Below are 21,415 nucleotides of genomic sequence, written 5' to 3' on the forward strand. Positions count from 1 at the left end.
TTCACAAAGATAGCGTTTTTTCAGCTTCCGCGACAATCGCGCGGATTTTTCCCGCCGCCGCACGCAGTTCGCCGCAAAGGGCCTCCGGCAACGGCCCTTCGCACGTCTCGCCCCGGCGCAGCGTCTCGGCGACCTCCGCCGCCCCGAGCATCGTGAAGATCGGCAGCATCTTGTGCGCCAGCGTCTTCACCGTCGCGGCATCCCCCTCGCCGAGCGCCCTTTCAAGCTCCGCGCAATTTCCCGCCGTCTGTTCGGCAAACGAGCGCAGGATGCTTCGCGCCGCCTCGGGATCGTCCCCGGCATAGGCCGTCAGAGCCGTAAAATCGACCCCGTCCGCCGATGGGATCTCCGGGTCCCCGCCCTGCGGGACGATCTCCCCGCTGCCGCAGGCCGCCCGTATCGCCGCCATCAGTTCGCTGTAAGTGAACGGCTTGCGGAGGCACCCCGCAAAACCCCGGGCCGCGAAATCCGCAGCGCCCAGGTCCCCGCGCGCCGACACGGCGACCACTTTCAGCCCGGGATCGACCCCGCGCACCGCCTCCAGCACGCCGAACCCGTCGGCCGACGGCATCTGCAAATCGGTCAGCACCAAATCGAAACGGCTCTCGCCGACGAGTTTGGCGACATACTCGGGATATTGGCAGCTCTCGCATCCGACCCCGGCACGGCGGCACATCGCGGCGGTCATTTCGAGTTGCAGGGGATCGTCATCGACCAGCAGCACGCGCAGTCCCGCCTGGGGCGCAGACTCTTCGGCTCCGGCAGCCGCACTCCCGGCCGCCGCTTCACCGACGGGGACCGACACGATGAATTTGCTCCCCTCTCCGAGACGGCTTTCGAGCGAAATCGTACCGTCCAACAACTTCACGAGACGGTCGACGATCGACAGCCCCAACCCGAATCCGTCGACTCCCTGCGCCGAACTCAAACGCACGAACTCGGCGAAGATGCGTTCCCTCTCCTCGCGGCCGATGCCGCGGCCCGTGTCGCGCACCGAGAAGACCAGCCGCCCCCGCACCACGTCCACGCGGAGCGTCACCGACCCCTCGTCGGTGAATTTCAAGGCGTTGGAAATCAAGTTGTCGGCGATCTGACGGATGTGGAGCGCATCGCCCGACACCTCTCCCGCGGCGGCCGGTTCAGCCTCCAGACGCAGTTCCAACCCCTTTGCGGCGGCCGCGGCGGCAAATCCCGCACGGATGGTTTCGAACAGCTGCGCGGGACTGAACGCCACGCAGCAAACCTCGATCTTGTTAATATCCAGCCGGTAGAAATCCAGCAGACTGTTGACCAGCGCCAGCAGGTGTTCCGACGACCCTTTCATGTTGCGCAGGTAGAGTTCCTGCCGCTTGTCGCCCGTCAGCCGCGCAAGCAGGTCGATATAGCCCATCACCGATCCCAGCGGGGCCTTGATGTCGTGCGTGATGGCCAGCATCAGCTTCTCGCGCGCCTCCAGCAGCGACTCCTTGTCGCGGTTGGCGCGCTCCAGCTCGCGGCGGTAACGGTTGCTGCGATTGATGTCGCGCCAAAGCATCCCGACGAACAGGAGCATCAGCACCACGGCCCCGATGGCCACGCCGCCCAGGATGCGCGACGACCGTCTGCGGAAAGCCTCGTTGCGCTCGATACGCTGCATCAGGTAGGCCGTGTCCTCGGCCTCGAAGTCCATGATCAGGCGGTATATCTTCGTATTGACCAGTTCGTTGCTGTAACTCAACCGCAGCCCCTCCTGCCACGCATGGTCGTAGATGCCCTGCCGGTTGCTCGTGACGCTGTCCTGCAAGGCTTGCAGCACCAGCACGATGGTGTCCTTCACCGCGTCGACGGGGATGACCGGGGCGATGGTCTCGCGGCGCGAGATCACGAGGCTCGAATCGGCCTCCGGGGGACTGAACAGATCGCCCAGCCGCTGGAAAAAGCGGCGTTTGGCGCGCGGCACGGCCGTCGTGTCCTGCCGCACGATGCTGCGGAACGGGATCGTATCGGCCACGACGGCCTCCCGGGGACCGATCAGACTGCGGATGTTCTTGTCCAGCAGGCCCGCCGTGGCCCCGGCGCGGATCGAACGGCGCAGGCTCACCGTGCGGCGCTCCTTGTCGGCGATCAGCCGCGTGATGCTGTCCAGACGCATCGTCTGCAACGAATCCCCGCCGACGGTCAGCGCCCGGAGCGAGTCGATCGAGGCCCGCACGGTACGCAGTTCCCGCCTGTAACGCGCCTCGTAAGAGGCGTATCCGGCGATCATCAGCTGCCCGTAGCTTTCGGCCTGGTAGAGGTGGTAGAGGGTCCGGTTGACGGCGCTGCGCTTGGTATGCAGCAGAGCGTAACTGCGGTCGGGCGCCGAGAAACGGACCGCCACCCGGTAGACGTAGCCCACCGAGAGAATACAGACCGCAATCAGCAGGAGATAGCCCGCCACGATCTTCGTTTTGACGAATTTCGACTCCTTCACAGGCCCAAATATACGAAAAAGCCCGGAAACCCGCGTGCGGAAAATGCACGGCGGCACGATTTAATGCTTATCTTTGCGGCGAGGGCACGGACAAAACCGGCGCACGAAAACCATGAGAAAGCATTGGGTACTGATTACGATAACGATTGCCGCCGTGCTGGCGGCGGCTGCCTACTTCCGGTTCTTCTTCGTCTTCGGCGAGGGCGTCAAGAGCGGAGAACTGAACTACGTCGTCTACAAGGGCGTGCTTTTCAAGACCTACGAAGGCAAACTGATCCAGACCGGCATCCGCTCGAAAGCCGCCGGGTCGATCCAGTCCTACGAGTTCGAGTTCTCGGTCGAGAACGAAGCGCTGGCGCGCGAGCTGATGCTGCAAGGGGGAAAGACGCTCGAACTGCACTATAAGGAGTATTTCGGGGCGCTGCCCTGGCGGGGCTTCACGAAGTTCGTCGTCGACAGCATCATCACCGTCCGGCCTGCGGAGCAGGGAAAACAGGGCGTCGACCGATAAAGCGGCCCGCTCCGCACAAACGAAAAAACGTTGCAGGCAAAGGCCCTGCAACGTTTTTTTTCGAATCTGTTCCGGGTTTTCTAAAACTCCTTGACCTTGCCGCGGTTCAACAGCGGCAGCAGGAACGAGATGACCGCCGCCGCAAGCCAGAAGATCGCCACAGGGCCGAAATCGTAGTGTTTCACCCCGTCGGCGGCAACGGTGATGTTGGAGTCGATCAGCCAGCCGCTCGCCACGTCCTGAATGCCCGCAGCGATATAGGAAGTCATCCCCACGACGCCCAGTGCGGCGCCCGTAGCCTTCCGCGGCACGATGTCGACGGCCATCAGGCCCCCCAGGAAGCAGATCAGCACGCCGATGGCGATGCCGAACAGCACCATCGACAGCACGTTGACCCACATGGCGTTGCCTCCGTAGAAGAACAGCGCCAGCGCCGCGGCGTTCAGCACGCCGAAAATCAGCGCCGGAACCTTCCGGTCGCCCTTGAAGAGCTTGTCCGAGAACCACCCCGAGAGCACCGTGCCGAGAATGCCCAGCAGCGCGTTGATCGAGACCACCGAGATCGCCTCGACGTCCGAAAAACCCTTCGCCTCCTGCAGGAACAGCACGCCCCAGCCGTTGATCGCGTAGCGCGAGATATACATGAAGGCGCTCGCAGCGGCAAGAATCCATACCGCGGGGGTGCGCAGCACCTGCTTCTGAATCTCCTTCACCGACTTGTCGGCCGAGGCCGCCGGTTTCTCGTGCGCCAGCGCCTCCACCGGAGGCAGACCCTTCGATTCCGGGGTGTCGTGCAGCATCAGCAGGATCACGACCACGCCGATGGCCCCGGCTATCGCCGAGCCGAAGAAGCCCGCCTGCCAGCCTGCGAAGGTCACGATCGAACCCACGAACAGGAACGAGAAGAACTCCCCGAGGTTGTGGCTCGCCGAGAAGAAACCGTAGTAGGTCCCCCGCTCTTTCAGCGGATACCAGCGCGAGAGCGAGATGATCGCCGGGGCGGCGCCCATCGACTGCGACCAGCCGTTCAGGCCCCACATCACGGCGAACGCGATGAAGATCACGGCCGTGGGGATGACCGAGTGCATCAGCCCCAGCACGCCCATCAGCATGTTGGCCGCCGCAGAGACGATCAGGCCGGTGGCCATGAAGCGTTTGATGTTGCAGTAGTCGGCGATGAATCCGTTGACGAATTTGCCGATGGCATAGGCGAACAGCAGCGCCGAGCCGATAACGCCCAGCTGCGAGGCGTCCAGCGAGCCGCTGTCGAGAATCGGTTTCTTCATCACGTTGAGGCTCGTCCGGCAGACGTAGTAGAGGCTGTAACCGAGCGTGGCGGCGATGAAGGCCTGCATGCGCAGGCGGCGGTAGTATTTGTCGCGGGCGGCCTCGTCCATCTCCCGGGCGGGAGCGGGGGCGCTGATGCGGTAGAAGCGGGAAATGCGGTTCATTGCAGCTCCTTAATTATGCAGCCCGCGCGAGCGGAGGTAGGATATCAGCAGTTCGGGACGGTCCGTCTGGATCATCGTGGCCCCCATGTCGACCAGCTTCCCGTAGACTTCCGCCGGGTCGCCGCCGAAGGCCGCATCGTCGTCCAGCCCGCCGCAGAGCGAGGCCCAGAGCGAGTTGACCCACAGTTTCGAGCCGCCCGCCACGACCTTGTCCATGCACTCCTTCACCTCGGGGGTGTATTTGTTCCAGCAGACCTCGTAGGCAAGCGGCGCGATGCCCTTTTCCTGATACTCGGCGAAAAGCGCCCTGCCCTGCGGCTTGAGGATGTCGATGATCGGCATGTACATCATGTTGCGCGGATGCTCGGCGAACTTCGCGGCCACGGCATCCGTGCTGCGCTTGCCCTTGATCAGAATCTGGTCCGTGACGCCCAGCTCCTCCGTGACGGCCAGCACCAGGTCGTAGTACTCGTAACCCTGGTCGACATTGACCACGATCCGGTCCTTGCACACCTCCAGCGCCTCGCGGAGCGTCGGCATACGGTGCGTCGTCTTCACGCCGTGACCCGTCTTCAGCACGCACCGCCGGATCGAGTCGTAGGTGATGTCGCAGACGCGGCCCTTGCCCGAAGTCGTGCGGTCGATCGTCCGGTCGTGGCAAAGCACCAGCACACTGTCCTTCGTGAGTTTCAGGTCCAGCTCCATGATGTCCACGCCCATGCCGATCACCGATTCGATGGCGGCGATCGAGTTCTCGGGGTAGTTGCGCCAGTCGCCCCGGTGCGAAGCCACGACGACGTTTTTGGAGCGGGGGTTGTGGATTTCGGCGACGATCGCCGCAGCGCGGTTTCCGGAAACCGGTTCGGTTTGCGTGCAGGCCCCGAGCAGGGGAAGGCAGGCGAAAAGGATCAGCAGTTTTTTCATTTTTAGAAATTTAAATTGGGTTAAATAAGGTACATAAAACAGCGCTCCGCAAAACCATGCGGAACACCCACCCGGCCCTATCTCCGCGAACGAAAACCGAAATCGTCCGAAGGCCCGTACAAATGTAACGAATTTTCGCGCAAATGCAACACTCCCGGATAAAAAATCGCAACGTCCGTTACGTATGCCGGGGTCTTTTTTCGTACTATATACAGGCAAGGTCCCCGATTAACGGGCAAAACCGCCCGCCCGAACAAACCAAACCGACGAAACCCGAAGAACACCCCCCCGGCCAAAACCGAAACCGAAACCGCCCGCACTCCGACACCGGAAATTTCCGCCTCCCGGCAGCTCCCCGGGATGAAATTCGTCATCTCCGAAACCCGCCCGACGCCTCTCCCGCCGATCCGAAAGCCCCGTCCGCCCCGTCGTCCTGCGAACCGGATCATAACCCCTGCATGGGGTCCCGCCCGCCATACGAATGTCCTGCAAAGAGACATTCGAAAAACTTTATCGAAAAACGATAAATATTTTTTGATATTCAAAATTTGTTCCTATATTTGTCGCCGTAACGATCCAAAAACAAAACATCAGCGACTATGGATTTACTCACAGTAGAACACGTCACCAAACGCTACGCTTCGCACACGGCGCTCGACGACGTATCGCTCGCCATCCCCAAAGGTTCGGTCTACGGACTGCTCGGACCCAACGGAGCCGGCAAGACGACCCTGATCCGCATCATCAACCGCATCACGGCGCCCGACGCGGGCCGCGTGCTGTTCGGCGACCGGGAGATCGCTCCCGACGACATCTACCGCATCGGCTATCTGCCCGAGGAACGGGGTCTCTACAAGAAGATGAAGGTCGGCGAACAGGCCGTCTTCTTCGCCCGTCTCAAGGGCCTTTCGCGCCGCGAAGCCGTCGTGCGGCTGAAGCAGTGGTTCGTCCGGTTCGGCATCCAGGAGTGGTGGGACAAGAAGGTGGAGGAACTTTCGAAAGGCATGGCCCAGAAGGTGCAGTTCATCGTCACGATCCTGCACGAACCCGAGCTGCTGATCTTCGACGAACCGTTCTCGGGCTTCGACCCGATCAACGCCAATCTGCTGAAAGACGAAATCCTGGCGCTGCGCGACAAGGGCGCGACGATCATCTTCTCGACGCACAACATGTCTTCGGTGGAGGAGATCTGCGACCACATCACGCTGATCAACAAATCGCGCAACATCCTCTCGGGCGAGGTCGACGAAATCCGCCGCCGCCACGGCTCCAACATCTTCGAAGTGGCCTACCGCGGCGAGGAGCAGACCCTGCGGCAGGCCGTCGCGGGCCGCTGCGAAATCCTCGACGGCACGCAGGAGGAGTCGGTCTACCGGACGCTCAAGCTCCACGTCGAGAGCGACGCCGACGTGCGCGGGGTCATCAGCGCGGTCAACGACGCCGTCGAACTGCGTTCGTTCCGCGAGATCATCCCCTCGATGAACGACATTTTCATCAGAGCCGTGAACGGCTCGTTATGAAAAGCCGTTCCGGCCAGACGACAATCCCCCGTTGAAGAGGGGAGGAGTTTCGAAAACCAACGACAAACGACTTAATCACATCCTGTCATGTCCAACATATCCATCATCATCCAGCGCGAGTTCAACGAGCGCGTACGTAAAAAATCCTTCATCATCACCACCTTGCTGATGCCCGTGCTGATGATCGGGCTGATGGCCGCCCCGGCGCTCATCATGCAGTTCTCGCGGGGCGACGAGAAGGTCATCGCCGTCATCGACGACAGCGGGCTGGTGGCCCCGAAACTCGAAAACGACGAGGAGATCCGTTTCGAGACCACGGAACTCCCGACCGAGGAGGCCCGCAAGCAGCTGACCGACAAATTCGGCGTGCTCTACATCGGCGGCGACATCCTGAAAAACCCGAACAACGTCCGGCTCTACGCCAACTCGTCGTCGTCGCTCTCCCTCGAAAGCAACATCACGGGGCAGATCGAACGCATCCTCGAAGCCGAGAAACTCAAGGCCTACAACATCGAAAACCTCTCGCAGATCCTCGACGAGGTGAAGACCTCGGTCAACATGCAGACCTTCCGCAACGACAAGTCGCAGGAGGAGGACACGCAGGCGCAGTCGTCGGCCGTGGCCACGGGCGTGGGTTACGTCCTGGGATTCATCCTCTACATGTTCCTGCTGATCTACGGCTCGATGGTCATGCAGTCGGTGATCGAGGAGAAGAACAACCGCGTGCTGGAGGTGATGGTCTCGTCGGTGCGCCCCTTCGACCTGATGATGGGCAAAATCCTCGGCGTGGCTTCGGTGGCTATCGTACAGGTGCTGCTCTGGGGCGTGCTGATCGCCGGCGTCGGAGCTTTGGTGATGCCCCATCTGATGCCCGAAGACGTGATGGCGAGCGCCCAGGCCATGCAGCAGGGCATGCCCGACGCGGCTTCGATGTCCGGCATGAACCCCGAGATGCTGCAAGCCGTGGCCGCCATGACCGACCTGGGCTATATCGTCAAGATCTTCGTCAGTCTGCTGCTGTTCGTCTTCGGCGGCTACCTGCTCTACTCGGCGATGTTCGCCGCCGTGGGTTCGGCCGTGGACAACGTGCAGGACGCCTCGCAGCTGCAAATGCCCATCACCCTGCCGATCATCCTCGCGCTGTTGATGATGTTCGTCGTCATCAAGGACCCCAACTCGCAACTGGCCTTCTGGTTCTCGATCATTCCGTTCACCTCGCCGATCGTTATGATGGCACGCATCCCCTACGACATTCCGCTGTGGGAGGTCGCTCTCTCGCTCGTGGTGCTCTACGCCTCGTTCGTGGGCATGGTGTGGTTCGCGGCGAAGATCTACCGCGTGGGCATCTTCATGTACGGCAAGAAACCGTCGCTCAAGGAGCTGTTCAAGTGGATACGGTACAAGTACTGACGCCGGGCGTCAATTAAAAATGAAAAATTAAGAATTAAAAATTGGCACCTGTTTTTCTGTTATCAAAATAACAGATTCTTAAAATATTTTCATAAATTTGTCCCGAATTAGGACTTACCGAAAATCATTTCAACAAAATACTTAAAAATCAAATAGCTATGATCTCGATCGACAACTACGATTTCAAAGGCAAGCGCGCGATCATCCGCGTGGATTTCAACGTGCCCCTCAACGAGAAGGGCGAAGTGACGGACGACACGCGCATCCGCGCCGCCATCCCCACCATCAAGAAGGTGCTCGCCGAGGGCGGCTCGGTGATCCTGATGTCGCACATGGGACGTCCCAAGAAGAATCCCGATCCCAAATACTCGCTCGAGCAGATCGTTCCCGCCGTCGAGAAAAACCTCGGCACGAAGGTCGAGTTCGCCGGCGACTGCATCGGTGAGAAGGCCGCCGAAATGGCCAAAAACCTCAAGCCCGGACAGGTTATGCTGCTGGAAAACCTGCGTTTCTACGCCGAGGAGGAGGGCAAGCCCCGCGGCCTGGCCGAAGACGCCTCGAAGGAGGAGAAGGACGCCGCCAAGAAGGCCCTGAAAGAGGGTCCGCAGAAGGAGTTCGTCAAGAAACTCGCTTCGCTGGCCGACTGCTATATCAACGACGCGTTCGGCACGGCCCACCGCAAGCACGCTTCGACCTACCTGATCGCCAAACAGTTCCCCAACGACAAGATGTTCGGCTACCTGATGGAGAAAGAGGTGAAGGCCATCTCCTCGCTGATGGAGGCCCCGGCCCATCCGTTCTGCGCCATCGTGGGCGGATCGAAGGTTTCGTCGAAGATCGGCGTGATCAAGGCGCTGATCGAGAAGGTCGATTCGATCATCATCGGCGGCGGCATGACCTACACCTTCGCGGCTGCGCAAGGCGGTAAGGTCGGCGGCTCGATCTGCGAACCCGACATGTTCCCCGTAGCGCTCGAGATCCTCGAGCTGGCCAAGAAGAAGGGCGTGCAGCTGGTCATGTCGCCCGACGCGCTGATCGCCGACGCATTCTCGGCAGACGCCAACACCAAGGAGGCGCCGGCCAACGACATTCCCGACGGATGGGAGGGTCTGGACATCGGCTCGGAGGGCAAAAAGGTCTTCCGCGAGCACATCCTGGGCTGCAAGACCATCCTCTGGAACGGCCCCGTGGGCGTGTTCGAGATCGACAAGTTCGCAACCGGCTCCAAGGAGGTGGCCCAGGCCATCGCCGAGGCTACGAAGAACGGCGCCTACTCGCTCATCGGCGGCGGCGACTCGGTAGCCTGCATCAACAAGTTCGGCCTGGCCGACCAGGTGTCGTACATCTCGACGGGCGGCGGCGCGCTGCTCGAATACATCGAATTCGGCGACCTGCCGGGCGTTGCGGCCATCCGTGACTAACCGGGCATACCGTAACAATTACAACGGCGGGGATTTCCGGTTTTCACGGAAGTCCCCGTTTTATCAAATCCCGAACGACATGAAAAAAATCATTCTTTTCGCAACAACAATGGCTTGCATGACAGCCTGTCAGAATACCCCCAAGACCCCGGCCCTCGACATGGCGAACTTCGATCTGTCGGTAGCCCCCAACGCCGATTTCTACGAGTACGCCACGGGCGGCTGGCAGAAGAACAACCCCCTGAAGCCCGAATATGCGCGCTACGGCTCGTTCGACATCCTGCGCGACAACAACGAGAAGCGCATCAACGAGCTGTTCTCCGGCATGACGCAGCAGAAAGCCGAGCCGGGAAGCGTCAAGCAGAAGATTTCGGACCTCTACAAGATGGGGCTCGACTCGGTGCGCCTGAACGCCGAGGGCGCCGCTCCGATCAAGGCCGCCGTCGACGGAATTCTCGCCATCGGCGACCGCTCGCAGCTGACCGCCGCAGTGGCCAGGCTCCACTCCTCGATCGCCAATCCGTTCTTCGGCGTGGGCGTGCAGTCCGACCTGATGAACAGCGACATCAACGCGCTCTACGCCTCGCAGCCCGACCTGATCATGGGCGACCGCGACTACTACCTCGATCCCGAGAACGAGTCGATCCGCACCGCCTACAAGGAGTATCTGGGCAAAATCTTCCGGCTGTCGGGCGTTCCCGAGGCCGACATCGACAAGGCCGTCGCCGGCGTGCTGTCGATCGAAACGAAGCTGGCCGAGAAAAACTGGTCGAGCGTCGAACTGCGCAACATCCCCGCCATGTACAACCCCACGAAGAAGGCCGATTTCGAGAAGGCCTACGATGCCATCGACTGGGCCGAGTACTATAAGACAATGGGCATCGGCGATTTCGAGCAGATCATCGTGACGACCCCCTCGGCCCTGGCCAACGCCAACGAACTGATGAAAACCGCCCCGCTGGAGGACATCCGCTACTACCTCGCCGCACAGTACATCGGCGCAGCCGCCAGCTACCTGAGCGACGACTTCATCAACGCGTCGTTCGACTTCTTCGGCCGCGTGATGTCGGGCAAGCAGGAGCAGAAACCCCGCTGGAAGCGCGCCATGTCGGTGCCCAACGGAACCCTTTCGGAAGCCGTCGGCGAGATGTACGTGGCCAAGTACTTCCCCGAGAAGGACAAGGCCCGGATGCTCGACATGGTGAAGAACCTGCAAACGGCCCTCGGTCAGCACATCGCCGCCCTCGACTGGATGTCCGACGCCACGAAAGCCAAGGCGCAGGAGAAACTCGCGGCCTTCACCGTGAAGATCGGCTATCCCGACAAGTGGAAGGACTACACGACGCTGAAGATCGACCCTGCGAAGAGCTACTGGGAGAACATCGTCGAGGCCAACGCCTGGTATACGTCCGACAACATTTCGAAACTGGGCAAGCCCGTGGACAAGGACGAGTGGCACATGTCGCCCCAGACGGTGAACGCCTACTACAATCCCACGACCAACGAAATCTGCTTCCCGGCCGCCATTCTCCAGCCGCCGTTCTACAACCCCGACGCCGACGACGCGGTGAACTACGGCGCCATCGGCGTGGTGATCGGCCACGAGATGACCCACGGGTTCGACGACCAGGGCCGCAATTTCGACAAGGACGGCAACATGAACAACTGGTGGACCGACGAGGACGCCGCCGCGTTCAAGGCCAAGACGGACATTCTGGTCAAGCAGTTCGACGCGATCGAGGTTCTGCCCGCCAAGGAGGGACAGCCTGCGATCTTCGCCAACGGCGCATTGTCGCTCGGCGAGAACATCGCCGACCAGGGCGGCCTGCGCGTTGCCCGCACGGCCTACCGCAATTCGCTCGCAGGCAGGGAGGCTCCCGCCCCGATCGACGGATTCACTCCCGAGCAGCGTTTCTACCTGGGCTACGCCACGCTGTGGGCGCAGAACATCCGCGACGAGGAGATCGCCCGTCTCACCAAGCTCGACGTGCATTCGCTGGGCAAATGGCGCGTGAACGCCACGCTGCGCAACCTGCAGGATTTCTACGACGCCTTCTCGATCGCCGACGGACCGATGTTCCTGCCCGAACAGGATCGCGTAATCATCTGGTAACCCGCTTAAGAAGCGGGTTTCAGGGGCGGTGCCGGGCCATTCTGGCTTACGATCCAGCTCTGCGCCCGCCCGCTTGAGAAGCGGGCTTCAGGGGCGGTAAACGCCCACCGGAATCACGCCCCGGTCCGGAACGCTTCATTCAATAAAAAAGACGGCAGGGAGTTTTCCCTGCCGTCTTTTTCGTCTCCGGGCGGTGCAGCCCGGCTTTCCCCGCCGCGCGCCCGGTCCGGCGGCGGAGAACCGAAAAACCGGGCTTCGAAGCATCCATTTTTCGCTTTTTCTTTTAACTTTGTGCTAAAGAAGAAACGATGACCCGACATAAGGCATATACGAAAATTCCGTTTGCGGCGCTGTTTTTCGCCGCAACGCTGATTTCTCCGGCGCTCCATGCCCTGAACATCCCGGACTACCGCTTCCACACCATGCCCGAGACCTCCTATTACGGAGGCATCCACAGCATCGCCAAGGACAGCGTCGGGCGTATGTGGTTCAGCGGCTACGACGCCCTGTTCATGTACAACGGCACGTCGTTCGTACGGATGACCGACCTGGTCACGAACCTCTTGCCGAATTCCTACTGGTCCTACGGACAGGTGATCACGGACAACCGGAAAGGCCTGTACGTAGGGACTAACCAAGGGCTGCTGCGCTTCAACTACCGGAAGCTGGAGTTCGAATTCGTTCTGGAGGGCAATATCGGCTCGGTCACGGCGAACAACGACGGGACGGTATGGCTGATCCGCAACAACGGCATCGAATCGTTCAGCCCCGAACGGCTGCCCGCCGTGACCCGCTATCCGATGCCTCCGGAGATGTCCGCACCCGGGCGGACGCTGACGCTGGTGTGCACGAAGGAGTACGTTTACGCCGCGTCGGGCGGCGATCTCTACCGCCTGAACCGGGAGACCGGGCAATACGTCCTCTTCGCATCCGTCGGCGGCGGCAGCTGCGTGATCCGCGACGTGGTGGAGTGCAACGGGTCGGTATATGTCCTCACGCTCATGGACGGGCTCTACGAATGCGACGGCAACGGCAGGATCGGACGGTATTTCCGACTGCCGCTCGAATACGAGAAATCCGCCGGCGCCAAGGAGCTTCACCTCGATTCGCAGGGCATCATCTGGGTAGCGACGCAATCGGGACTGCTGCTGCTGGAGCCGCTTACCGCCAGCACGCAGCTACTGCGTTCCGACCTCCACTATCCCTACTCCCTGCCCAACAATTCGGTATGGTCGATCTTCCCCGATCCCGACGGCGGGATATGGGTCGGCACATACGGCGGCAAACTGGCCTACATGACCTTCGCGGACAACGGCGTGGACTATTTCAAAGCCACGCCGGGCGGGCTGAACCATCCCATCGTCAGCTGTTTCGAAGAGGATTCGGAGGGCAATCTCTGGATCGGAACGGAGGGGGGGGGAATTAACCGCTGGGACCGCCGCGACGGCCGGTTCGTCTATTACACGCAGGAGAGCCGCTGCGGCCTGACGTCGAACATGATCAAAAAGCTGTGGCACGACGGAAACGACAGGCTGCTGGTCTCGGCGTTCAACGGCGGAATGCGGGTCTTCGACGAACGGCAGGGACGTTTCTCCGACCTGTACATGAACCATCCGGCCTCGGGACAGCCTTTGAGCGTCTATGACTTCGCCAAGGAGGGCGACCGGGGCATCTGGCTGACCGACCCGGACGCCGAGCTGATGTACAAGGATGCGAGTACGGGACGCGTGGAGACGGTCCGGCTGACAGACGCACAGGGAAACGCCGTCCGCATCCATATCGAAACGCTGTTCCACGACGAGCGGGGCGACCTGTGGCTCGTCGGGCACGACGGCGCATACGTCGTCGATCCCGCCACACGGCGGATTCTGAAGCGCCATTACATCGCAGAGGCCCCCTATTCGGTCAACAACCTCTGCTCTTACTGCGTCACCTCCGACTCCGACATCTGGTTCGGAACCCGCGGCGGCGGGGTCAACCTGCTGCGCCGCAACGGCAGTTACGTCAATTTCAGGGACCGGAACGGCGAAGGGCTGGAGGGCAAAACAGTCTTCGGCATCCTCGAAGACACCCCCTCGAAAGATGTCTGGTTCAGCACCAACGACGGGCTTTACTATTACGACCATACCGACGGGGTGATCCGCAAATCGCAGATCGACATCCCGAACCGCTGCGGGGCCTACTACGTGCGGGCTTGCTACAAGACCTCGAAAGGCGAAATGCTGTTCGGAGGGACGGACGGCTTCATCCTCTTCACCCCGGGAAAGATCAAATACAACGACCAGAAGCCAAAAGTCTATTTTACGGACCTGCTTATCAACAGCCGGCCGGCCGTGCCCGGCGCCAAGAACTCGCCTCTGGAGAAAGCCATTTCCACGCTCTCCTACCGCGGAGGCGAGGGCGACGTGATCGAACTGTCGCACCGGGAGTCGAATTTCGAAATCCGCTTCTCGGCGAACAGCTACCTGAACGCCGAGAAAAACCAGTATGCCTACCGCCTGCTGGGACACTCCGAAAGATGGTCCCTGCTGCCGCAGGGACAGAAGGCGGTGCAGTTCTTCAACCTGCCCGCCGGAAACTATGTCTTCGAGGTCAAGGCGGCCAACAACGACGGCCTGTGGGGCGACGAGGTTTCGGCGCTCGGCTTCAGGGTGCACCCCTCGCCCTTCCTCTCCCGCTGGGCCTACCTCGTTTATGCGGCGCTGCTCTCGGCGGTGGCCTACTTCATCTGGCGGTATTTCACCAACAAGAAGATTTTCGAACAGCGGCTCGAACTGGAGCGGATCAAGGAACAGAACATGAAGCAGCTGACCCAGGCCCGGATCAACTTCTTCACGAACATCTCCCACGACCTCAAAACTCCGCTCACGCTGGTCGTCGACCCGCTGAAACAGCTCAAGGAACACCTGCCCGCCAATGCGCCGGGCAATGCCTACGTGCACCTGATCGAGAAGAACGTGGGGCGCATCCAGCGCATGATCAGCCAACTGCTTCAGTTCCGCGAAATCGAGAGCCAGAAGATCACCCTGAACCGCCAGCCGGGCGATCTGATCCGCTTCATCGACAGCATCTTCTCGCTGTTCGAGTTCTACGCCAACAAGAAGGGGATCGAAACCGGCTTCAACTCCCAGTATGAAAGTTTCTACACCAAGTTCGACCACGACGTGATCGAAAAAATCTTCACGAACCTCTTCTCCAACGCGATCAAGTACGCCTCGGAAAACGGTTATGTCGGCGTGAGAATCTACCCGGCGCGGCAGGACCAGCGCCCGGAGTCCGCTCCGCCGGCCGCCGGCACCGAATACATCGCCTTCACGGTCACCAACACCGGGGCGGAAATTCCCGACGACAAGAAGGAGGCCATCTTCGAATCGTTCAACCACCTCTCCGACCGCCGTCCCCAATTCGAGAGCAGCAGCGGCCTGGGACTGGCCATCGTCAAGGAGCTGGTCGGCAACCTCAACGGAACCATCACCCTCCGTTCGGGCAACTCGAAAGTCGCGTTCACGGTGGTCCTGCCCTTCACGCTCAACGCCGAAAAGACCGACAGCGCCGCCGAATCGTACGAATACACGGTCTCCGAAATCGACAACCTGCTGACCGAATCCGACGTCATGGCTCCCAACGACCGGCACGACCGCAAGGCGTGCAACATCGTGGTCATCGAGGACGACCCCAACCTGCGGAGCTACCTCGAACAACGGCTGTCGAAACACTACAACGTATACACCGCGGCAAACGGCAGCGAAGGCATCGCCAAAGCGGAGAGAATCTGCCCCCAGATCGTCATCACCGACCTGATGATGCCCGAAGCCGACGGCTTCGAGGTATGCCGCTCGCTGCGTTCGAACATCAAGACCAGCCATATCCCGGTGATCATGCTTTCGGCTCTGGGCAAAAACACCGAAAACAAGATCAAGGCACTGGAATGCGGAGCCAACGTGTTCATCGACAAGCCCTTCGATATGGATTTCCTGCTCAAACAGGTTGCCAACCTCATCCGCAGCCAGCAGGAACTCAAGGAGCGTTACAGCAAGAAGTACATCGCCGAACCGTCGAAGATCACCATTTCGTCGATGGACGAGGAACTGCTGAAAAAGGCGATGAACTACATCGAACGGAACATGGACAACAGCGACTACAACGTGGATTCGTTCGTGTCGGACATGTCGATCGGACGCACGCTCCTCTACCAGAAGATCAACGACATCACGGGCATGTCGATCAAGGAGTTCATCATGGACGTCCGGCTGAAACGGTCGGCCCAGCTGCTCCGGGAGTCGGACCTGACCATCTCCGAGATCTCGGTCCTGACGGGATTCGCCAATCCCAAATATTTCAGCATCTGTTTCAAACGGCATTTCGAACTGACCCCATCCGAATTTAAGAAGAAATCCTGACGCAAACCGCACGAAAGGAGCCGACCGAACCGGCTATGAATATCTCGTGCTTTCGTATCCGCCGGAGCAGCGTCCGCATCTGCCCGCAGAAACCTTCCCGCCGTCGCCCCGCGCGACCGGCAGGGAGGTTTCATTTTGTCCGGACGGGACTCTTCGCAGGTCTGCGCAGCGCCCGCAGCGCCCGGATATGCTCCTTTTTTTTACCCCTCCGTACGAAATGGAACCATTTCCGAATAAACGACGCCCATCCGGTCGCCCCGTTTTATTGACCTTTGCAATACGGGGTCCGAAGTCCCCGGCGTCCGCTTTTCCTTCGAAATACATAAAAAATTTAAAAAATTAAAACCTGAAACCTATGAAAAGATGATCGGAAAACCACACCAGGCGACGAAGTGTCTCCCGCCCCTCCAGACAATCCCTTTATAACGGAGATACAAGCACTAACCAAAAAGAAACCTTTTATGATAATGAGCATGTACAAAAAGCTTATAGGCAGCCTGACGATTTCCCTCTTATTCCTGCTGTCTGCAACACCGTCGTTCGCCCAGCAGAACGACGTCAAAGTAACCGGTAAAATCACCGACGGAAGCGGCGCCCCGCTGGCGGGAGTCGTTGTCGTGGTAAAGGACGGCAAAAGCAACAACGGAGCCGTATCCAATACGCAAGGTGTTTATGAAATCAAAGTTCCCGCATCCTCGACGCTTCTTTTCACCTGTCTGGGCTATACCGACCAGGAAGTGAAACTCGGCGCATCGAATGTCGTAAACGTGACGATGACCGAAGACGCCCAGTCCCTCGACGAAGTGGTCGTCGTGGGTTACGGTACGCAGAAAAAGAAAGACCTCACGGGAGGTCTCGCCGTCGTCAGCAAACAGACGCTGGAAATGGTCTCGACCAACAACCTGATGGACCGTCTGGTCGGCCAGGTCGCCGGTCTGAACATCACGACCGGCAACGAAGCGCCGGGCAGCAACCAGACCCTGCTGATCCGCGGCCAGAACTCACTGACGGCCAGCAACGACCCGCTGATCATTCTCGACGGCATTCCCTACTCGGGCGGACTGGCCGACCTCGACCCGAACATCATCGAGAACATGTCGGTGCTGAAAGACGCGTCGGCCGTGGCCATCTACGGTTCGCGCGGCTCGAACGGCGTCATCCTGATCCAGACCAAGCGGGGTTCGCAGGGCGAATTCCATGTCACCTACAAAACGAAGCTCGCCATCGCCGAGCCGATGCAGCGCATCGAAACCATGGGTCCCAACGAGTTCATCCGCCTCAAACAGGACATGGGCCGGCTCAAGAACAATTACAGCGGCGAGCAGCTCGATCCGCTGGTAGGTTCGATTATCAGCGCCAGCGAGAAGGTAAACTACGCCAAGGGCATCACCAACGACTGGCAGGACTATGTCTTCCGCACGGTCTTCACGATGGACCACCAGCTGAGCTTCCAGGGCGGCAACGAGAAGACCACCTATATGGCCTCGGTTTCCTACCTGGACAACCCCGGCGTGGTTTACAATTCGAATTACCAGCGCACGAACGTCTATGCCAGCATCAACCAGAAAATGAACGACTGGCTGTCCGTAGGTCTCACCACGCAGTTCGTGAACCGTGAGACCGGCGGTGCGACGCCGAACCTCGAACATGCCATCAAGCAAAGCCCCTACGGCATCTACAAGGACGAGACCGGCGCCTACTACGAGGAGCCGATGGACTACTCGAACCTGCCCAACCCGATGAAGGACGTCAACGCCGACCAGAAACGCACGGGCCGCAACTTCATGGCCAACGGGTTCCTCGATCTCAAACTTCCGGTCAAAGGGCTCTCTTTCCGGTCGCAGTTCGGCTACAACTACCGCAGCCAGATGAACGGAACCTACTACGGCCGCAACACCGTAACGGGTAAGAAAGTCGACGGCCGCGCCGAGCTGGCCAACAACCACACGACGGACTGGACGTGGGAGAACGTGCTTAAATTCGACCGGAATTTCGGCAAACATCACATCGACTTCACAGGTCTCTTCTCCATGCAGGAGGCCCAGTATACAGCCGCTTCGCAAAGCGGCGAAGGCTTCGTAAACGACGACTCGAGCTTCTACCGGATGGACGGCGCCGAGAACAAGATCGCCATCAGTTCGTCTTTCTGGAAAGAGAACTTCGTTTCGGGCATGTTCCGTGTGAATTACGGCTTCAACAGCAAATACCTTCTGACACTCACCGGACGCGCCGACTCGTTCTCGGCCTTCGCTGAAAACCACAAATGGGCTTTCTTCCCCTCGGCTGCCGTTGCCTGGCATCTCGGCGAGGAGAGCTTCATCAAGGACAACGCCTCTTGGATCGACATGCTGAAGATCCGCCTCTCATACGGCGCCAACGGAAACAACGCCATTTCACGTTATCAGTCGCTCGACCGTCTCTACTCGACCAATGGTGTCAAATATATTTGGGGCGACAACAGCGACGCCGCCAACTCGGCCTACCTGCCGAGCGACGGTATCGGCAATCCCGACCTGCGTTGGGAGACCACCTATACGGCCAACCTCGGTATCGACTTCCAGTTCTTCAACGGCCGTCTGGGCGGTACGATCGACATGTACCTCTCCAACACGCACGACCTGCTGATGTCGCGTACCGTTCCCATTATGAACGGTTACAGCAAGATTCTCTACAACGTCGGCCAGACCCGCAACAAGGGTATCGAACTGACGCTCCATTCGCAGAATATCCGCAAGAAGGATTTCAGGTGGGAGACCGACTTCACCTTCTCGCTCAACCGCGACAAGATCGTCGCGCTGCGCGGCGACGGCAGAGACGACATCAACAACAAGTGGTTCATCGGCCAGCCGCTGTCGGTCTACTACGACTGGAACATGATCAGCATCTGGCAGGAAGGCGACGAGTTCACGTTCATCGACAAGGACGGCAAGGAGGTGGCCCACCAGACTGGAGCCACGCCCGGAGCCGCCAAACTGGAGGATGTCGACGGCAACGGCGTCATCGACTCCAAAGACCGCAAGGTGATCGGCAGCAAACAGCCGAGCTTCACGATGTCGATGGGCAACCGTTTCTCCTACAAGGACTTCTATTTCTCGTTCCTGTTCAACGGCGTCTTCGGCAAGTGGATGACGGACAACGTGGCCAACATCTCCTCGTATACGTTCGGTTCGGGCAACTACATCCACGGCGTGAAATACTGGACGCCGGAGACCCCCGACGCAGAGGTCGTTTCGCCGGGTTACCAGGCCTCCTTCAGCCACGGCTACTACAAGAAGCTCAACTACGTGCAGCTGCGCAACATCACGCTGGGCTACCGTGTCAATCAGAAATTCGTCCGCCGGATCGGCTTGAGCGCCATCGACGTGAATTTCAGCGTGAACAACGTCTGCGCCTTCTCCAACATGCGCCAGATGCTGAACTACGACAACACCTGGTTCGCATCGTTCCCGACCGCCCGTTCCTACGTACTGGGATTAACCTTAACCTTCTAATCAAGACCTGACTATGAAAACGATGAATTATATCAAGATCGGCATCGCGAGTTCGATCCTCTCAATAGCTGCGGGCTGCACCTCCTTCCTGGAAGAGGATCTGAAAAGTTCGCTGGCCCCCGACAACACTTACACCAGTTCACTGGGCTTCGAGGTGGGAGCCACGGGGCTCTACGCCATCGCCCGCTCGGAATACAACACCTGGGGTGAAAACGGCGCTTTCATGCACAACGGCGCCTGCGCCTACGAGGTCCTCCAGATTTCGACCGACCTCTGCCGCATGGGAACCGTCCGCGACGGTTCGCTGGTTCCGTTCGCCGAAATGACGCTCAACCCGTCGACGCTTTTCGTCGGCTCGTACTGGAACTGGGCCTACAACCTGATCGCTTCGGCCAACGAACTGCTGATCTATTCCGAAAAGAACGACAACTGGGACTATCCCACCGACAAACAGCTTTACCAGGCCGAAGCCCGTTTCTTCCGGGCTTACGCCTACCGCACGCTGGTCTACCTCTACGGCGACGTGCCCTGGGTCGAAACCATCCAGAAGCCCTTCCTGCTCTCGTTCTCGCGCGATCCCAAGATCGAGGTGCTGGGCAACATCATCAAAGACCTGGAATTTGCCAAGACGTACCTTCCCGACAATCCCGACAACGTGAAGGAGGGCAAGCTTACGACGTGGGCCGCACGCCACCTGTTGAGCGAAATGTACCTGCTGCGCGGCGCCGAAGGCGACTATAAGCTGGCCGAGGAGAATGCCCAGGACGTGATCGACTGCCCGTATTACAGTCTGATGAAAAGCCGCTTCGGCAACGCCAAGAACGATCCCGGCGACTATTTCAGCGACATGTTCGTCGAAAACAATCAGAACCGTTCGGCCGGCAACACCGAGGGTATCTGGGTCATGCAGTTCCAGTACAACACGGTCGGCGGCGGCACGAATTCCGACGACTGGACCCGCCGCGCCTGGAATCCCCAGTACCACGCCATCGACGGATTCGCACTGGCCGACTCACTCGGCGGCCGCGGCCTGGCGCAGATCTATCCGCTGAAGTGGTGGATCGGCGTCAAGGGGACCAACGCCACGACAGCCGGAGAAAAGGAGGGGTTCCCCGATATTCAGGAAAAAGGCATCTTCGAAGACGGCGACATCCGCAACTCGGAGTACAACATCAAGCGCAACTGGTACTACAACAACCCGCTGACGCCCAACAAGCTGGGACAAAAATGCCCCATCGACGACAAATCGTGGTCGCAGGCCCAGCTCTTCCCGGCGCTGAAGAAATTTTTCTTCGGTAAGGAGGAAAACCTCCAGCTCACCGGCGCATACAAGGACCGCATGAAATTCCGCCTGGCCGAGACCTACCTGCTGCTGGCCGAAGCCTACCTGCGTCAGGACATGCCCGATAAGGCCGCCGATGCCGTGAACGAAGTGCGCCGCCGCGCCAAAGTGTCCGACGTTTCCGACGAGGAGATGACGATGGATTTCCTGCTCGACGAGCGCATCCGCGAACTCTACGGCGAAGAGAGCCGCCGCTTCACGCTGATACGCACGGGCAAACTGCTCGAACGCGTGAGAAAGTACAACCCCGAGGCGCGCGACCTCATCCAGGATTTCCACGTGCTGTGGCCCATTCCGCAGGCTATCCGCGACGCGAATGTCGGCAATTTCCCGCAGAATCCCGGATATGAAGGTTACGAAGGCTAAAAACCTTCGTCCCC

At 59.8% G+C, this 21,415-nt stretch carries 11 protein-coding genes; 8 read left to right on the forward strand and 3 right to left on the reverse strand.

Going from position 1 to position 21,415, the window contains the following annotated elements; translation table 11 throughout:
• Position 1: 1 nt before the first annotated feature.
• The gene (locus DWW03_RS04250) at positions 2-2,452 is read right to left on the reverse strand and encodes an ATP-binding protein (protein ID WP_022062135.1); all 2,451 of its coding nucleotides are present in this window, start codon (positions 2,450-2,452) and stop codon (positions 2-4) included.
• Between the two features lie 112 nt (positions 2,453-2,564).
• On the opposite strand from DWW03_RS04250, the gene DWW03_RS04255 reads away from it, so the two are divergent.
• Positions 2,565-2,963, forward strand: a complete 399-nt coding sequence (locus DWW03_RS04255) for a hypothetical protein (protein ID WP_015546871.1) — start codon at positions 2,565-2,567, stop codon at positions 2,961-2,963.
• An 80-nt stretch (positions 2,964-3,043) separates the two neighbouring features.
• Here DWW03_RS04255 and DWW03_RS04260 read toward each other — a convergent pair whose 3' ends face one another.
• A complete protein-coding gene (locus tag DWW03_RS04260; RefSeq protein ID WP_015546872.1) occupies positions 3,044-4,414 on the reverse strand; it encodes an MFS transporter in 1,371 nt (456 codons plus the stop codon).
• A gap of 9 nt (positions 4,415-4,423) precedes the next feature.
• Positions 4,424-5,338, reverse strand: a complete 915-nt coding sequence (locus tag DWW03_RS04265) for a glycerophosphodiester phosphodiesterase family protein (protein ID WP_015546873.1) — start codon at positions 5,336-5,338, stop codon at positions 4,424-4,426.
• 599 nt (positions 5,339-5,937) lie between these two features.
• On the opposite strand from DWW03_RS04265, the gene DWW03_RS04270 reads away from it, so the two are divergent.
• The 7 genes from DWW03_RS04270 to DWW03_RS04300 all read left to right on the forward strand — a co-directional run bounded on the left by DWW03_RS04270 (position 5,938) and on the right by DWW03_RS04300 (position 21,401).
• On the forward strand, positions 5,938-6,858 hold the full coding sequence (locus DWW03_RS04270; RefSeq protein ID WP_118406367.1) for an ABC transporter ATP-binding protein: 921 nt from the start codon (positions 5,938-5,940) through the stop codon (positions 6,856-6,858).
• Between the two features lie 87 nt (positions 6,859-6,945).
• Positions 6,946-8,268 (forward strand): ABC transporter permease, encoded by a 1,323-nt coding sequence (locus tag DWW03_RS04275; RefSeq protein ID WP_015546875.1) that lies wholly within the window; start codon positions 6,946-6,948, stop codon positions 8,266-8,268.
• Between the two features lie 158 nt (positions 8,269-8,426).
• Positions 8,427-9,689 (forward strand): phosphoglycerate kinase, encoded by a 1,263-nt coding sequence (locus tag DWW03_RS04280; RefSeq protein WP_015546876.1) that lies wholly within the window; start codon positions 8,427-8,429, stop codon positions 9,687-9,689.
• Between the two features lie 79 nt (positions 9,690-9,768).
• Positions 9,769-11,802 carry a M13 family metallopeptidase gene (locus DWW03_RS04285; RefSeq protein ID WP_370803541.1) on the forward strand — a complete coding sequence of 678 codons (2,034 nt, stop codon included), beginning with the start codon at positions 9,769-9,771 and terminating at the stop codon, positions 11,800-11,802.
• 308 nt (positions 11,803-12,110) lie between these two features.
• The gene (locus tag DWW03_RS04290; protein ID WP_022062138.1) at positions 12,111-16,202 is read left to right on the forward strand and encodes a two-component regulator propeller domain-containing protein; all 4,092 of its coding nucleotides are present in this window, start codon (positions 12,111-12,113) and stop codon (positions 16,200-16,202) included.
• Between the two features lie 461 nt (positions 16,203-16,663).
• Entirely contained in the window at positions 16,664-19,693 is a 3,030-nt protein-coding gene (locus DWW03_RS04295; RefSeq protein ID WP_022062139.1) for a SusC/RagA family TonB-linked outer membrane protein, read from the forward strand.
• A 13-nt stretch (positions 19,694-19,706) separates the two neighbouring features.
• Complete coding sequence (locus tag DWW03_RS04300) at positions 19,707-21,401, forward strand: RagB/SusD family nutrient uptake outer membrane protein (protein ID WP_118406369.1); 1,695 nt, start codon at positions 19,707-19,709, stop codon at positions 21,399-21,401.
• Positions 21,402-21,415 lie beyond the last annotated feature (14 nt).

Source organism: Alistipes sp. AF14-19 (assembly GCF_003461645.1).
Lineage (GTDB): Bacteria > Bacteroidota > Bacteroidia > Bacteroidales > Rikenellaceae > Alistipes > Alistipes shahii.

What these genes read in the sequence shown, in the direction of transcription:
- DWW03_RS04255 (WP_015546871.1), top strand. Translation starts at nt 2,565, where the DNA reads ATGAGAAAGCATTGGGTACTGATTACGATAACGATTGCCGCCGTGCTG.
- DWW03_RS04260 (WP_015546872.1), bottom strand. Translation starts at nt 4,414, where the DNA reads ATGAACCGCATTTCCCGCTTCTACCGCATCAGCGCCCCCGCTCCCGCC.
- DWW03_RS04265 (WP_015546873.1), bottom strand. Translation starts at nt 5,338, where the DNA reads ATGAAAAAACTGCTGATCCTTTTCGCCTGCCTTCCCCTGCTCGGGGCC.
- DWW03_RS04270 (WP_118406367.1), top strand. Translation starts at nt 5,938, where the DNA reads ATGGATTTACTCACAGTAGAACACGTCACCAAACGCTACGCTTCGCAC.
- DWW03_RS04275 (WP_015546875.1), top strand. Translation starts at nt 6,946, where the DNA reads ATGTCCAACATATCCATCATCATCCAGCGCGAGTTCAACGAGCGCGTA.
- DWW03_RS04280 (WP_015546876.1), top strand. Translation starts at nt 8,427, where the DNA reads ATGATCTCGATCGACAACTACGATTTCAAAGGCAAGCGCGCGATCATC.
- DWW03_RS04285 (WP_370803541.1), top strand. Translation starts at nt 9,769, where the DNA reads ATGAAAAAAATCATTCTTTTCGCAACAACAATGGCTTGCATGACAGCC.
- DWW03_RS04290 (WP_022062138.1), top strand. Translation starts at nt 12,111, where the DNA reads ATGACCCGACATAAGGCATATACGAAAATTCCGTTTGCGGCGCTGTTT.
- DWW03_RS04295 (WP_022062139.1), top strand. Translation starts at nt 16,664, where the DNA reads ATGATAATGAGCATGTACAAAAAGCTTATAGGCAGCCTGACGATTTCC.
- DWW03_RS04300 (WP_118406369.1), top strand. Translation starts at nt 19,707, where the DNA reads ATGAAAACGATGAATTATATCAAGATCGGCATCGCGAGTTCGATCCTC.